14 protein-coding genes and 1 pseudogene are annotated in these 15,002 nt (G+C 71.0%); 11 read left to right on the forward strand and 4 right to left on the reverse strand.

Translation table 11 applies throughout. The annotated features are described in order from the left end of the window. Both C667_RS12560 and C667_RS12565 read left to right on the forward strand, forming a co-directional pair. A partial coding sequence (locus tag C667_RS12560) for a glutamate--tRNA ligase family protein (RefSeq protein WP_004364812.1) occupies positions 1-591 on the forward strand: 591 nt, incomplete at its 5' end. Between the two features lie 9 nt (positions 592-600). Continuing rightward, positions 601-1,023 carry a CoA-binding protein gene (locus tag C667_RS12565; RefSeq protein WP_004364814.1) on the forward strand — a complete coding sequence of 141 codons (423 nt, stop codon included), beginning with the start codon at positions 601-603 and terminating at the stop codon, positions 1,021-1,023. A gap of 771 nt (positions 1,024-1,794) precedes the next feature. Here the strand turns inward: C667_RS12565 and clsB are convergent. The 4 genes from clsB to C667_RS12585 all read right to left on the reverse strand — a co-directional run bounded on the left by clsB (position 1,795) and on the right by C667_RS12585 (position 5,393). Beyond that, the gene (gene clsB / locus C667_RS12570) at positions 1,795-2,949 is read right to left on the reverse strand and encodes a cardiolipin synthase ClsB (protein WP_004364816.1); all 1,155 of its coding nucleotides are present in this window, start codon (positions 2,947-2,949) and stop codon (positions 1,795-1,797) included. Beyond that, entirely contained in the window at positions 2,949-3,698 is a 750-nt protein-coding gene (locus C667_RS12575; protein ID WP_004364818.1) for an endonuclease/exonuclease/phosphatase family protein, read from the reverse strand. Before C667_RS12575 ends, clsB begins: the two co-directional genes overlap by 1 nt. Before the next feature lie 25 nt (positions 3,699-3,723). Further along, positions 3,724-4,824: a quinolinate synthase NadA gene (gene nadA / locus C667_RS12580; protein ID WP_004364820.1), complete on the reverse strand. Its 1,101-nt coding sequence runs from the start codon at positions 4,822-4,824 to the stop codon at positions 3,724-3,726. Positions 4,825-4,940: 116 nt separating this feature from the next. Beyond that, positions 4,941-5,393 (reverse strand): rhodanese-like domain-containing protein, encoded by a 453-nt coding sequence (locus tag C667_RS12585; protein ID WP_004364823.1) that lies wholly within the window; start codon positions 5,391-5,393, stop codon positions 4,941-4,943. Between the two features lie 59 nt (positions 5,394-5,452). Here C667_RS12585 and C667_RS12590 point away from each other — a divergent pair, with 59 nt between their 5' ends. From C667_RS12590 to C667_RS12630, 9 genes and pseudogenes are all read left to right on the forward strand, one after another. Continuing rightward, positions 5,453-6,640 (forward strand): cation diffusion facilitator family transporter, encoded by a 1,188-nt coding sequence (locus C667_RS12590; RefSeq protein WP_004364824.1) that lies wholly within the window; start codon positions 5,453-5,455, stop codon positions 6,638-6,640. A 218-nt stretch (positions 6,641-6,858) separates the two neighbouring features. Then, positions 6,859-8,268, forward strand: coding sequence for a type I glutamate--ammonia ligase (glnA, locus tag C667_RS12595; protein WP_004364825.1), 1,410 nt, complete (start codon positions 6,859-6,861; stop codon positions 8,266-8,268). Between the two features lie 136 nt (positions 8,269-8,404). Continuing rightward, positions 8,405-8,890: a DUF4124 domain-containing protein gene (locus C667_RS12600; RefSeq protein ID WP_004364826.1), complete on the forward strand. Its 486-nt coding sequence runs from the start codon at positions 8,405-8,407 to the stop codon at positions 8,888-8,890. Positions 8,891-8,943: 53 nt separating this feature from the next. Continuing rightward, on the forward strand, positions 8,944-10,020 hold the full coding sequence (glnL, locus tag C667_RS12605; RefSeq protein ID WP_004364827.1) for a nitrogen regulation protein NR(II): 1,077 nt from the start codon (positions 8,944-8,946) through the stop codon (positions 10,018-10,020). A 65-nt stretch (positions 10,021-10,085) separates the two neighbouring features. Next, entirely contained in the window at positions 10,086-11,510 is a 1,425-nt protein-coding gene (ntrC, locus tag C667_RS12610) for a nitrogen regulation protein NR(I) (protein ID WP_004364828.1), read from the forward strand. Positions 11,511-11,604: 94 nt separating this feature from the next. Beyond that, positions 11,605-12,429, forward strand: coding sequence for a biotin--[acetyl-CoA-carboxylase] ligase (locus C667_RS12615; protein ID WP_051174672.1), 825 nt, complete (start codon positions 11,605-11,607; stop codon positions 12,427-12,429). After that, positions 12,426-13,163: a type III pantothenate kinase gene (locus tag C667_RS12620; RefSeq protein ID WP_004364831.1), complete on the forward strand. Its 738-nt coding sequence runs from the start codon at positions 12,426-12,428 to the stop codon at positions 13,161-13,163. The genes C667_RS12615 and C667_RS12620 overlap by 4 nt, the downstream gene beginning before the upstream one ends. Positions 13,164-13,188: 25 nt before the next feature. Continuing rightward, positions 13,189-14,553 (forward strand): TrpB-like pyridoxal phosphate-dependent enzyme, encoded by a 1,365-nt coding sequence (locus tag C667_RS12625; RefSeq protein WP_004364833.1) that lies wholly within the window; start codon positions 13,189-13,191, stop codon positions 14,551-14,553. 60 nt (positions 14,554-14,613) lie between these two features. Then, a pseudogene (locus C667_RS12630) lies at positions 14,614-15,002 on the forward strand (SPOR domain-containing protein); the annotation flags it as partial.

Genomic DNA, 15,002 nt, shown 5'->3' on the forward strand with positions numbered 1-15,002 from the left:
CGCGAGCTCGCCGACCAGCCGCTCGCGCGCGACGGCTCGCGCCGCTACCCCGGCACCTGCCGCGACGGCCTGCCGCCGGGACGCACCGGTCGCGCCTGGCGGGTGCGCGCGGAAGGCGTGGTGCACTTCTGCGACGCGGTGCAGGGCGAGCAGGAGATCGACCTCGCCGCCGACGCCGGCGACTACGTGGTCAAGCGCGCCGACGGCCTCTTCGCCTATCAGCTCGCGGTGGTGGTGGACGACGCCGAGGCGGGGGTGAGCCACGTCGTGCGCGGCGCCGACCTGCTCGACTCTACCGCGCGCCAGATCCACCTGCTCGGCCTCCTCGGCCAGCCGGTCCCCACCTACGCCCACCTACCGCTGGCCACCAACGCCGCGGGCGAGAAGCTCTCCAAGCAGACCCTGGCGCGCGCGATCGACGCGCACCCGCCGCAGGCCGCCTTGCTGGCCGCGCTGCGCTTTCTCGGCCACAATCCACCCGACATGCCCGCCGCCGCGCCGCTCGCCGAGACGTGGGCGTGGGCGCAGGCCCACTGGTCGCTCGCCGCCGTGCCGCGCCGCCGCCAGGCGGTGGCCGACGGCTTCTTCTGAGGAAACCCCATGCACCCGAACGACATCAGCACCCAGCCCGAAGCCATCCGCAGCCTGCTGCAGCAGGCGCGCACGATCGCGGTGGTCGGCATCTCGGCCAAGCCCGACCGCCCCAGCCACGAGGTCGCGCACTACCTGCAGCGCGCCGGCTACACCATCATCCCGGTCAACCCGGCCTACGAGGAGGTGCTGGGGCAGAAGTGCTACCCCAGCCTGCACGAGGTGCCGGGGAAGATCGACCTCGTCGACGTGTTCCGCAAGCCGGCGGAGGTGATGGGGGTGGTGGACGAGGCCATCGCCGTGGGCGTCGGCAGCGTGTGGCTGCAGCTCGGGGTGATCGCGCCCGACGCCGCGGACAAGGCCGCCGCCGCCGGGTTGAAGGTGGTGAGCGACCGCTGCACCAAGATCGAGCACCGCCGCCTGATCGGCTGAAGCCGTGGATGCGGCGCATGGAATGCGCGCCGGCGCCGCTCCAGCGCACTCTTCGCGCCTGCCGGCGCTCCTACAGAAACCACCGCGCTTCCCGCCCGCTTGTAGGAGCTGCGGCAGCTGCGAACCCGGCGACCCGGCAAGCGACCCGCGTGCAGGACCTCTCCGCCGCTTTCGCGCCTGCCGGCGCTCCTACAGAACCCACCGCGCTTCCCGCCCGCTTGTAGGCGCTGCGGCAGCTGCGAACCCGGCGACCCGGCAAGCGACCCGCGTGCAGGACTTCTCCGCCGCTTTCGCGCCTGCCAGCGCTCCTACAGAACCCACCGCGCTTCCCGTCCGCTTGTAGGAGCTGCGGCAGCTGCGAACCCGGCGACCCGGCAAGCGAACCGCGTGCAGGACTTCTCCGCCGCTTTCGCGCCTGCCTGCGCTCCTACAGAAACCATCGCGCTTCCCGCCCGTTTGTAGGAGCTGCGGCAGCTGCGAACCCGGCGACCCGGCAAGCGACCCGCGGCAGGACTTCTCCGCCGCTTTCGCGCCTGCCGGCGCTCCTACAGAACCCACCGCGCTTCCCGTCCGCTTGTAGGAGCTGCGGCAGCTGCGAACCCGGCGACCCGGCAAGCGACCCGCGTGCAGGACTTCTCCGCCGCTTTCGCGCCTGCCGGCGCTCCTACAGAAACCATCGCGCCCCCCTGTAGGAGCGGCGGCAGGCGCGAATTCGGCGCGCCCCGGCCCGACTCGGTCGGCGTCGGCGTGGGGGTCGGCATCGGCGTGGTGTCAGTGCGCGCCGCCGTAGCCGGCGATGCCGATCGCCAGGCGCACGAGCTGGTAGGCGAGCCAGCTCAGGCCACGGCGCAGCAAGGGCAGGCGCCGCCAGTCCGAACGCCGGAGCTCGCGCGCCCCGGCGCACAAGGCCGCCTCCAGGCTCGCGCGCAGCTCCGCCGCGAAGCCGCGATCGTCCACGAAGACGTTGGCCTCGCGCGCGAGCAGCAGGCTGAAGGCGTCGATGTTGCTCGAGCCGACGGTCGCCCACTGCTGGTCGATGACCGCCACCTTGGCGTGCAGGTGGCTGCGGTGGTACTCGAACAGGCGGATACCGGCGTCGAGGAAGATCGGATACAGCGCGCGCGTCGCATACACCTGCATCGGGTGGTCCGACACGCCCTGCAGCAGCAGGGTCACCCGCACGCCGCGCCGGGCGGCGTCGATCAGCGCCTGGCGGAAACGCCGTCCCGGGAAGAAATACGCGTTGGCGAGCACGATCTCCGCGCGCGCGCCGGCGATCGCCTCGAGGTAGGCCTCCTCGATCGCGTGGCGATGGCGCAGGTTGTCGCGCACCACGAAGGCGGCGCGGATCGAGCCCGCGACCTCGGTGCGCGGCGGCGCCAGCAGCGGCTGGGTCGCGCGCCTGCGAAAGCTCGCCCACGCCACCAGCCGCCACAGGCGCTGCGCCGAGGCCATCACCGGCGCGAGCACCGGCCCCTCGACGCGCACCGCGTAGTCGTAGCGCGGGTTCGCCAGCGCGCCGGCGTCGAAGTCGTCCACCACGTTGATGCCACCGACGAAGGCCACGCGGCCATCGATCGTCACCACCTTGCGGTGCAGCCGGCGCAAGCGATGGCGGCGCAGCGACAGCGGGCGCAGCTCGCGACGGTAGATCAGCACCTGCACGCCGGCCTCGCGCAGGCGCGGCATCAGCGCGGAGACGAAGCCGCGCCCGCCGAAGCCGTCCACCATCACCCGCACCGCCACCCCGCGCCCTGCCGCACGCGCGAGCGCCGCGGCGATGCGCGCGCCGGTGCCGTCGTCCTCGAAGATGTAGCTCTGCAGGAAGATCTCGCGCTCGGCACGGTCGATCTCGGCTTCCAGCGCCGGGAAGTACTGCTCGCCGTTCTCCAGCAACGCGACCGCGTTGCCCGCGAGGAACTGCATCAGCCGATGGGCTCCAGGTCGGCGGTCAGCGCCGCGTGGTCGGAGATCTGCGCCCACGGCGCGCCGTAATGCACCTGCGCCTGGCGCACGCGGAAACCGCGCACGTAGATGCGGTCGAGGCGGAAGAAGGGCAGCGTGCTCGGATAGCTGCGCGCCGGCCGCCCGCGTCCGCTGCCGAAGGCCTCGGCGAGGCCGAGCCGGCGCCCGAGCAGGTCGTCGGCGCGGTTGCGCCAGTCGTTGAAGTCGCCGGCGATGATCAGCGGCGCGTCGCCCGGGGCGAGCTCTTCCATGCGCTCGGCGAGCGCCTCCATCTGCCGCCGCCGACTGCCCGCCATGAGGCCCAGATGCACGCACACGCAATGCACCGGCACGTCGAACTCGGGCAGCCTCACCTCGCAGTGCAACAGGCCGCGGCGCTCGAAGCGATGGTCGGAGACGTCCTGGTTGACGGTGCTGAGGATGAGGTGGCGGCTGAGGATGGCGTTGCCGTGATGGCCGTGGTCGTAGATCGCGTTGCCGCCATAGGCAATCTGCTGCCAGGCGTCCTCGGCGAGGAACTCGTGCTGCGGCAGCACGGGCCAGTCGGGATGGCGCGCCGTATGGCGCAGGTGCAGGCCCTGCACCTCCTGCAGAAAGACGAGGTCGGCATCCAGGCTGCGCAGGCGGTCGCGCAGTTCATGCACCACCATGCGGCGGTTGAACTGCGAGAAACCCTTGTGGATGTTGTAGCTGCAGATCCTCAGCGCCATGGCCGCCGGACCTCGTGTGCGTCGGTCAGGAGACGGCCAGCATGCGGTCGAGCGCGATGCGGGCGAGCTCGGCCTCGTGCGCGGGCACCTTGATCTGGTTCACCACCTTGCCCTCGGCGAGGTTCTCGAGTGTCCACGCCAGGTGCTGCGGGTCGATGCGCTGCATGGTCGAGCACATGCACACCGTCGGCGCCATGAACTGCACCACCTTGCCCTGCGGCTTCATCTCCTCGGCCAGCCGGCTCACCAGGTTGAGCTCGGTGCCCACCAGCCAGTGGGTGTTGGGCGGGGCGTTGGTGATGGTGTTGAGGATGAATTCGGTGGAGCCGACGTAGTCGGACTTCTGGCACACCTCGAGCATGCTCTCGGGGTGCGAGATCACGAAGCCCTGCGGGTGCTTCTCGCGCCAGCGGTCGATGTGCACCGGCTGGAACATCTGGTGCACCGAGCAGTGCCCCTTCCACAGCAGGATCTTGGCCTTGCGGATCTGCTCGGGAGTGAGGCCGCCGTATTCGAGGTCGGGGTCCCACACCACCATCTCGTCGAGCGGGATGCCCTTCTTGAAGCCGGTCCAGCGCCCGAGGTGCTGGTCGGGGAAGAACAGCACCTTCTCGCGCCGGGAGAACGCCCAGTCGAGGATGGTCGGCGCGTTGGTCGAGGTGCACACGATGCCGCCGTGCTCGCCGCAGAAGGCCTTGAGGTCGGCCGCCGAGTTGATGTAGGTGACCGGGGTGATCACCTCGTCGGGCTTGTCGAGCACCTCGGCGAGCTCGCGCCAGCAGCGCTCGACCTTGGCCAGGCTCGCCATGTCGGCCATCGAACAGCCGGCCGCGAGGTCGGGCAGGATGGCGATCTGGCTGGGCTTGGACAGGATGTCGGCGACCTCGGCCATGAAGTGCACGCCGCAGAACACGATGAACTCGGCGTCGGTCTGCGAGGCCAGGCGGGCGAGCTTGAGCGAGTCGCCGGTGAGGTCGGCGTGCTGGTACACGTCGGCGCGCTGGTAGTGGTGGCAGAGCAGCACCGCCCGCTCGCCGAGGCGTGCGCGGGCGGCGCGGATGCGCTCCTGCGCCTCGTTGTCGGCGAGCACGTTGAAGCGGTCGAAGCTGATGGTGGAGACTTGCATTGTTTCGGTATCCGGATCCGTTGGGAGGGGCAATCCCGGGGTTACGGGCGTCGGACCCCGCATGCGGCCGCGGGTTCGACCGCGGCAGGCGGGGCCGGGTAAGGATTTGTTGCCGCTCAGCCCTGGTACCAGGGCAGGCCGGCGAGGCGCCAGCCGCCGATGCGGTTGCGCTGGTTGTTGGCGTCCTTGTCGCCTTCGAAGCCTTCGAGCACGTTGTAGCAGTTGGCGTAGCCGTTGGCGCTGGCGAGCCGCGCGGCGGAGTCCGAGCGCACGGCGGAACGGCACAGGAACAGCACCAGCGCCTCGGGGTCCACCTGATGCTTCAGCTGGGCGAGGAAGTTGGGGTTCTCCTGCATCGAGGGATAGCTCTTCCACTCGATCTCGATCGCGCCGGGCACGCGGCCCACCCAGTCGAGCTCGGCGCGCGTGCGCACATCGACCAGCTTGACGCCAGGGGCGAGCTGCATCACCTGCCAGGTCTCGGCGGGCGTGAGCGCACCCTGGTAGGGCAGCCCGAGGCTTTCGGCGCGCTCGTGGGCGAGCGTCAACAGTTCCGACAGGGTTCCCATGCGCACATCCGTCTAAAATGAGGGCGGTCGAAGTATAGCGCGTCCGCCCCGCCCCCCTCATGCCCTCCCGCCAAGCCTCCTCCCCGCCTCCGGTCGCCCCTGCGGCCACCGACGAACTCGCCCGCAGCCGCGGCATCCAGCACGCCACCCTGGTGGCGATCCTGACCAACTCGCTGCTCACCATCGGCCAAGTGGTCATCGGCCTGTTCGCCGGCGCCTTCAGCCTGGTGGCCGACGCCGCCCACACCCTGTCCGACCTGGTCACCGACCTGCTGGTCCTGCTCGCCGGCCGCCACAGCGCCGATCCGGCCGACACCAACCACCCTTACGGCCACGGCCGCATCGAGACCGTCACCACCCTGGTGCTGGGGGCGGTGCTGGGCGCGGTGGGCGTCGGCTTCCTGTGGAGCTCGGGGATCCGCCTGCAGGGCATCGAGGCCTTGCCGCAGCTGCATCCGGCTGCCCTGGTCATGGCGCTGCTGACCCTCGCCGCCAAGGAGAGCCTGTTCCGCTACACGCTGGCCGCCGCGCGCCGGCTCAACGCCCCCATGCTCGAGGCCAACGCCTGGCACGCGCGCTCGGACGCGGCCTCCTCGCTGGTGGTGGCCGCCGGCATCGGCGGCAGCCTGGCCGGCTATCCGTTCCTGGAGCCGCTGGCCGCGGCGGTGGTCGGCTTCCTGATCCTGCACATGGGCATCCGCCTGGCGTGGAAGTCGGTCCGCGAGCTCATCGACACCGGCCTGCCGGAGGAAGAGCTCAAGCGCCTGCGCACGACGATCCGCGAGACCCCGGGGGTGATCGGCCTGCACGACATGCGCACGCGGCGGATGGCCGACCGCGTGCTGTGCGACGCCCACGTCCAGGTCGACCCGCGGCTGACCGTCTCCGAGGGGCACCGCGTATCGGACTCGGTATACCTGCGTGTGCGCGCCGCCCACCCCGAGGTGCGCGACGTGCTCGTGCACATCGACCCCGAGGACGACGGCGAGCTGCAGGTCGTGCCGCCAGGCCCGCTGCCCGAGCGCAGCGAGATCCTCGCGCGCATGCGTGCGCTCCTCGGCCGCGGCTTCGCCGAGCCGCGGCGGGTGCAGATCCACTACCTCGGCCAGCGCGTCGAGGTGGAGATCATCCTGCCCTCCGCCCCCGCGGCGGAAGCGCTCGAGGCGCTGCGATCGCGCAGGAAGGACTGGCTTGCGGAGCATCCGCACTACCGCAATATCCGCGTCTTCGTGGAGATTGCACCATAACAGTGCATTCACCTGGCAAGAACGCACCAGCGTGGTGCATCAATGCCCGGCCCGGGCACCGATTTCGGGCTCCCGGCCTTGTGGCACAATGCCCTACGCGCTGAAAACAGGCTGGCACGCTTAGTGCTTAGCCCTGCTCACACGAATCCGGCGCATCGACCCCAGGCCGCTGCACCACCCGCTCAACGCAACAACGCCTCATCTCACCAGGAGTGAAAATGAACGCCCAAGACGTCATGAAGATGATCCAGGAAAACGAAGTCCGCTTCGTGGACCTGCGCTTCACCGATATTCGCGGCAAGGAGCACCACGTCGGCCTGCCGGTGTCGGCCTTCGAGGAAGAGCACTTCGAGCACGGCCACCCCTTCGACGGCTCCTCGCTGGCGGGCTGGAAGGGCATCCAGGCCTCGGACATGATCCTGATGCCGGAACCCGCCACCGCCTACATCGACCCCTTCTTCGACGAGACCACGCTGGTCATCACCTGCGACGTCATCGAGCCGTCCGATGGCAAGGGCTACGACCGCGACCCGCGCTCGATCGCCAAGCGCGCCGAGGCCTACCTGAAGAGCACCGGCATCGGCGACACCGCCTTCTTCGGCCCCGAGCCCGAGTTCTTCATCTTCGACTCGGTCGAGTGGTCGGTCGACATGTCGGGCGTGTATAGCAAGATCATCTCGGAAGAGGCCGCCTGGTCCACCGCCGACAAGTTCGAAGGCGGCAACACCGGCCACCGCCCGCGCGTCAAGGGCGGCTACTTCCCGGTGCCGCCGGTCGACAGCCTCAACGACGTGCGCGCCGCGATGGTGCTCGCGCTCGAGGCCTGCGGCGTGCCGGTCGAGGTGCACCACCACGAAGTGGCCAACGCCGGCCAGTGCGAGATCGGCACCAAGTTCAGCACGCTGACCCAGCGCGCCGACTGGACGCAGGTGCTCAAGTACATCGTGCACAACGTCGCCCACCAGTACGGCAAGACCGCCACCTTCATGCCCAAGCCCATCGTCGGCGACAACGGCTCCGGCATGCACGTGCACCAGTCGATCTGGAAGGACGGCAAGAACCTTTTCGCGGGCAACGGCTACGCCGGCCTGTCCGAGACCGCGCTGTACTACATCGGCGGCATCATCAAGCACGCCCGCGCGCTCAACGCCATCACCAACCCGGGCACGAACTCGTACAAGCGCCTGGTGCCGCACTACGAGGCCCCGACCAAGCTCGCCTACTCGGCGCGCAACCGCTCGGCCTCGATCCGCATCCCCTACGTCGCCAACCCGAAGGGCCGCCGCATCGAGTCGCGCTTCCCGGACCCGCTGGCCAACCCCTACATGTGCTTCGCCGCGCTGATGATGGCGGGCCTGGACGGCATCCAGAACAAGATCCACCCGGGCGACCCGGCCGACAAGAACCTGTACGACCTGCCGCCGGAAGAGGACGCGCTGATCCCGACCGTGTGCACCAGCCTCGAGCAGGCGCTGGATTACCTCGACAAGGACCGCGAGTTCCTGACCCGCGGCGGCGTGTTCTCCAACGACTTCATCGACGCCTACATCGCGCTGAAGATGGAAGAGGTCGATCGCATGCGCATCACCACCCACCCGGTGGAATTCGACATGTACTACAGCCTGTAAGCCGGGAAATCCTGCGCAGCACGGAAGGGACGGGCGTTGCCCGTCCCTTTTTTCTGGGGTCTAATCGGGCCTGACCCGCAAGGATGACGGCATTGCAGCCTGCTTCCGCCGTCCCCGCGACCCTCCGGACATGCGCATGCGACCGTATCGAATCCTTCCGCTGCTCCTGCTCGCCGGCCTTGCGCCGCCAGCCCATGCCGAAATCTACAAGTGCACCGACGCCGCCGGCCGGGTGACCTACACCAACGACCGTTCGCTCGCGCGCGGCTGCGTGCGCCTGCAATCCGACCAGCCGGTGTCCTCGGTGCCGGCCCCGGTGCGCCGCCCGGCCGCTGCGGCCACGCGCGAGACACCGCAGTCGGCCGACTTCCCGCGCGTGAGCCCGAACGAGCAGCGCGGCCGCGACGATGCCCGCCGCCAGGTGCTGCAGGAGGAGATGCGCACCGAGGAGCAGAAGCTGGCCGAGGCCGAGAAAGCGCTCGCCGAGCAGGAGTCGATCCGCCTCGGCGACGAGCGCAACTACCAGAAGGTGCTCGACCGCGTGCAGCCCTTCAAGGACCGGGTCGAGCTGCACAAGCGCAACGTCGAGGCGCTGCGCCGGGAGATCTCCGGCCTGCGATGATCCGGACCTGGCGCGCATCTTGCATGTCCTCGGCCAAACAACAGGACGCGCCCATGCCATCGCAACCCACCCACGCCGCCAGCGACCCCGGCAGCCCGTTCGCCGGGCTCGACCTGCTGTCCTCGGCGGTCGTGCTCGTCGACGCCGCGCTGGCGATCCGCTACCTCAACGCGGGCGCGGAGAACCTGTTCGCGATCAGCCAGCGCAAGCTGCTCGGCCAGCCGCTCGAGCGCCTGCTCGGCAGCCCGCCCGGCCTGGCCGCGGCGCTCGACAACGCGTTGCGCACCAACTGGAGCTACACCGGCCAGGACATCAGCGTGCAGCGCGGCGACGCCGAGCCGCTGCGGCTCGACTGCACGGTGACCCCGGTGGACACGGCCGGCGTGCGCCTGCTGCTCGAGTTCCGCCCGATCGACGCCCAACTGCGCGTGGCGCGCGAGGAGCAGCTGCTGCACCAGCAGCAGGCCAACCGCGAGCTCATCCGCAACCTCGCCCACGAGATCAAGAACCCGCTCGGCGGCATCCGCGGCTCGGCGCAACTGCTGCAGCACGAGCTCGACGACCCGCAGCTGCGCGAATTCACCGACGTCATCATCGCCGAGGCCGACCGCCTGCAGGACCTGATGAACCGCCTGCTGAGCTCGCATTGCATGATGCGCCCGGCCTCGATCAACCTCCACGACGTGCTCGAGCGCGTGCGCCGCCTGATCCTCGCCGAGTTCCCGGCGATCGGCATCGTCCCCGACTACGACCTCAGCCTGCCCGAGCTCACCGCCGACCGCGAGCAGCTCATCCAGGCCGTGCTCAACATCGTGCGCAACGCCGCGCAGGCGCTGGGCGGGCGCGGCGAGATCCTGCTGCGCACCCGCATCGCGCGCCAGGTGACGCTCGCCAAGCGCCGCTACAAGCTGGCACTCAACTTGCAAGTGATCGACGACGGCCCCGGCATCCCCGAGGAGATCCGCGACCGGATCTTCTATCCGCTGGTGTCGGGACGCGAGGGCGGCAGCGGGCTGGGCCTGTCGCTCGCGCAGAGCTTCATCGAGCAACACCAGGGCATGATCGAGGTGGACAGCCGTCCCGGGCGCACCTGCTTCACGATCCTGCTGCCGATTACCGAGCGCGCCTGACCGCGTCCGGCGTCCCTGCTGCGGGACGCCGGGCGAGCAGCGCGCACCAGAATAGTGCATACGATATGAACACCGTCTGGATCATCGACGACGACCGCTCGATCCGCTGGGTGCTGGAAAAGGCGCTCGGCCGCGAGGGCATCGAACACGCAAGCTTCAGCTCCGCCGGCGACGCCCTCGCCGAGCTCGAGCGCACGCCGCAGCCGCCCGCCGCGCTGCTGTCCGACATCCGCATGCCCGGCGAGTCCGGGCTGGACCTGCTGCAGAAGGTCAAGGAGCGCCACCCGCAGCTGCCGGTCATCATCATGACCGCCTACTCCGACCTCGACAGCGCGGTGGCGGCCTTCCAGGGCGGCGCCTTCGAGTACCTGCCCAAGCCCTTCGACGTCGACCAGGCAGTCGCGCTCGTCCGGCGTGCGCTGGAGCAGACCGCGCACCAGAATGGTGCAGCCGAGGAGATCTCGCTCGCCCCCGAGATCCTCGGCCAGGCCCCGGCCATGCAGGAGGTCTTCCGCGCCATCGGCCGGCTCGCCCACTCCCACGCCACCGTGCTGATCAACGGCGAGTCGGGCAGCGGCAAGGAGCTGGTCGCGCGCGCGCTGCACCGCCACAGCCCGCGCCGCGACGCGCCCTTCATCGCCATCAACACCGCCGCCATCCCGCGCGACCTGCTCGAATCCGAGCTCTTCGGCCACGAGCGCGGCGCCTTCACCGGCGCGGCCACGCAGCGCCGCGGCCGCTTCGAGCAGGCCGACGGCGGCACGCTCTTCCTCGACGAGATCGGCGACATGCCGGCCGAACTGCAGACACGGCTCCTGCGCGTGCTCTCCGACGGCCACTTCTACCGCGTCGGCGGCCAGCAGCCGATCCGCGCCAACGTGCGCGTGATCGCCGCCACCCACCAGGACCTGGAGGAGCGCGTGCGCCAGGGCCTGTTCCGCGAGGACCTCTTCCACCGCCTCAACGTCATCCGCCTGCGCCTGCCGCCGCTGCGCGAGCGCCGCGAGGACATCCCGCTGCTGGTGCGCCACTTCCTGCAGAAGAGCGCGCAGGAGCTCGGCGTGGAGCGCAAGCGCATCTCCGAGGCCACGCTCGAATACCTGCAGGCCCAGCCCTTCCCGGGCAACGTCCGCCAGCTCGAGAACCTGTGCCACTGGCTCACCGTGATGGCGCCCGCGCAGGTGGTGGAGGTGGCCGACCTGCCGCCCGAGATGCGCGAGCAGCCCGGCCGGGAGTCGCCGTCGAACTGGATGGAAGGCCTCGGCAGCGAGGCCGACCGCCTGATCGCCTCGCGCCCCGGCGAGGTCTTCGATCGCCTCACCCGCGAGTTCGAGCGCACGCTGATCCGCCGCGCGCTGGCCGCCACCGGCGGGCGCCGCATCGAGGCCGCGCAGCTGCTCGGCATCGGCCGCAACACCATCAGCCGCAAGATCCAGGAGCTCGGCATGGACGAGGAGCGCACGCCGGAGGCGGAGGAGAGCGGGCGCTGAGCGTTCCGCTCGCATCCGTGCCGCGGGAGGCACATCCGCCGCAGTCTTGGCGGATAATGCGGTTTTCGATCTGCCGCTCCCGCACTTGTCCTCCATCCCCCCACCCACGCCTCCGGCGCGCGCCTGCGCGACCGAACTGGCCTCCCTCCTCGGCGCGCGCGCGCACGATTTCGCCATCGAATGGGTGGCGTGCTGCGACTCGACCAACGCCCGCCTGGTCGACGCCCCGCCCACCGACGACGGCCGCGTGCACGTGCTCGTGGCCGACCGCCAGACCGCCGGGCGCGGGCGGCGCGGGCGGCAGTGGCTGTCCTGGGAGGGCGCCAGCCTCACCTTCTCGCTGCTGTGGCGCTTCGCGCCGGGTACGCCGGCGCCGGCCGGGCTCTCGCTCGCCGCCGGGCTGGCGCTCGCGCGCGCGCTCGAGCAGCTCGGCGTCGAGGGCGTGCAGCTCAAGTGGCCCAACGACGTGCTGGTGCATGGCGACAAGCTCGCCGGCATCCTGGTCGAGCTCCTTCCCATGCGCGGCCGCCCGCCCGCGGCGGTCATCGGCATCGGCCTGAACCTGCGCCTGCCGGCCGACGCCGCCATCCCCGACCAGGCGGCCGTCGCCGACCTCGGCGGTGCGCTCGGTGGCGAACCGCCCTCGCGTCCGGCGCTGCTGGCGGCCATCCTGGGCGAGTTCCACCGCCTCTTCGAGACCTACGCGGTCGCCGGCTTCCCCGCCCTGCGCGGCGCCTGGGAGCAGCGCAATGCCTTCGCCGACCTGCCGGTCGCGATCCGCGGCGAGTCGACCACGCTGTGCGGCACCTGCGCCGGGGTGGACGACGACGGCGCCCTGCTGCTGCGCACCGGGGACGGCGTGCAGCGCGTGCTGGCGGGCGACGTCTCGCTGCGGCCGCTGATGGACCGCGCGCGATGATCCTGCTCGTCGATGCCGGCAACACCCGCGTGAAGTGGCGCGTGGTCTCCGCGGACGCGCCCGCCCGTGCGCTCGCCGAGGGCGCGGTGGGCCACGCCGAGATCGACATGCTCGCCGCCGCCTGCCGCGCCTGGCCCGGGCTGGTGCGTGTGCTGGGCTGCAATGTCGCCGGCACCAGCGTCGCCGCGGGCGTGGCCGCAGCCTGCGCACCGCTGCGGGTGGATTGGCTGCTGCCCACCGCGGCCTGCGCCGGCGTGCGCAACCTCTACGAGAATCCCGAGCGCCTCGGCGCCGACCGCTGGGCGGCGCTGATCGGCGCCCGCCACAGCCACGCCGGTCCCTGCCTGGTGGTCACCGCCGGCACCGCGACCACGGTGGACCTGCTGTCCGCGACGGGCGACTTCCTCGGCGGCCTGATCCTGCCCGGGGTCGAGCTGATGCAGCAGGCGCTCGCCCGCGGCACCGCCCAGCTGCCGCTCGCCGAAGGCCGCTTCGAGTGGCAGCCGCGGCGCACGGTGGATGCGATCCGCTCGGGCTGCCTGCAGGCCCAGACCGGCGCGGTCGAGCGCATGTTCCGCCAGATCGCGGCGCAGCCCGACGCGCTCTGCCTGCTCGGCGGCGGTGCCGCCGACAGCTTCGCCGACCTGCTCGAGGTCCCGCTGCGACGGATCGACAATCTGGTGCTGACCGGCCTGGGCACGGTCGCCACCCTGCCCGCCCCGCCCACACGCTGACAACACCGAAAGGGAGAAAAAAACGATGGAAGCCACCCGCATCCTGCTCGACGCCGCCGACATCCCGACGCACTGGTACAACGTCGCCGCCGACCTGCCGACCCCGCTCGAACCGCCGCTCGGCCCGGACGGCAAGCCGGCCACGCCCGAGCAGATGGGGGCGATCTTCCCGCCCGCGATCCTGGAGCAGGAGATGAGCGCCGAGCGCTGGATCGCCATCCCGCAGGAGGTGCGCGAGATCTACCGCCTGTGGCGGCCCAGCCCGCTGTGTCGCGCGGTGCGCCTGGAGCAGGCGCTCGGCACCCCGGCGAAGATCTTCTTCAAGTACGAGGGCGTCTCGCCGGCCGGCTCGCACAAGCCCAACTCGGCGGTGCCGCAGGCCTTCTACAACAAGCAGGCCGGCATCAAGCGCCTGACCACCGAGACGGGCGCCGGCCAGTGGGGCTCGTCGATCGCCTTCGCCGGGCAGATGTTCGGGCTGGAGGTGCGCATCTACATGGTCAAGGTGAGCTACGACCAGAAGCCCTACCGCCGCCTGATGATGCAGACCTGGGGCGGCGAGGTCTTCGCCAGCCCCTCGCTGCACACCGAGACCGGCCGCCGCCTGCTCGCCGAGGACCCGAACAACCCCGGCTCGCTCGGCATCGCCATCTCCGAGGCGGTGGAAGAGGCCGCCGGCCGCGCCGACACCAACTACACCCTCGGCTCGGTGCTCAACCACGTGGTGCTGCACCAGAGCATCATCGGCCTGGAAGCGAAGAAGCAGCTCGACAAGGTCGGCCTCTACCCCGACGTCGTCATCGGGCCCTGCGGCGGCGGCTCCAGCTTCGCCGGCATCGCCTTCCCCTTCCTCGCCGACAAGGCCGCGGGCGACAAGCGCGCCGACAGGCTGCGCTGCGTGGCGGTGGAGCCGAGCTCCTGCCCGACGCTGACCAAGGGCCAGTACGCCTACGACTACGGCGACGCCTCCGGCTTCACCCCGCTGATGAAGATGTATACGCTGGGCCACGACTTCATGCCGCCCGGCATCCACGCCGGCGGCCTGCGCTACCATGGCGACTCGCCGCTGGTGTCGAACCTGCTGCACGCCGGCCTCATCGAGGCCGCCGCGGTGCCGCAGCTGGCCACCTTCGATGCGGGCGTGCAGTTCGCGCGTGCCGAGGGCATCATCCCGGCGCCCGAGTCCTGCCACGCGATCCGCCAGGCCATCGACGAGGCGCTCGCCTGCAAGGCGACCGGCGAGGCGAAGACCATCCTTTTCAACCTGACCGGACACGGCCACTTCGACATGAGCTCGTACGAGCGCTACTTCTCGGGCAAGCTCGAGGACTTCGACTATCCGGCCGCTGCGGTGGCGGCCTCGCTCGCCCACCTGCCCAAGGTCGGCTGAGCGACCCGCAGCCGCCGGCGCGTCCGGCGGCCTCCCTGAACCCCTGGCATGCGCCGAGGCATGACGATCCTGCGCTTCCTGCTCATCCTGCTGCTGATCCTCAACGCCCTCGCCTTCGCGGCGATCGGCGGCTGGCTGGGTGGCGAGCCGGCGACGGGCGAGGCGGCGCGCGTCGCCACGCAGCTGCACCCGGAACGCATCCGGCTGGCGAACGAGACCGGCGCCACCGGCCTCGCGCCCGCCGCCGCCGAGGCATCGCTGCCCGCGGCGACGGCCCTCGCCAGCACGCCCTCCGTGGCCGAGACCGCCCCCGTGGCCACGGCAGCGACCGACACGATCGACGACGCGCCGGTGGAGGCGCCTGCGGGGGTCGCCACCGCAGTCGCGGCCACGGACACTGGGCTCCCGCCGGGATCGGCGCCGGACCCCGTGCCGCCGCTCGAGCCCGC

This window comes from Thauera phenylacetica B4P (assembly GCF_000310225.1).
In the GTDB taxonomy this organism is placed as follows: Bacteria; Pseudomonadota; Gammaproteobacteria; order Burkholderiales; family Rhodocyclaceae; genus Thauera; species Thauera phenylacetica.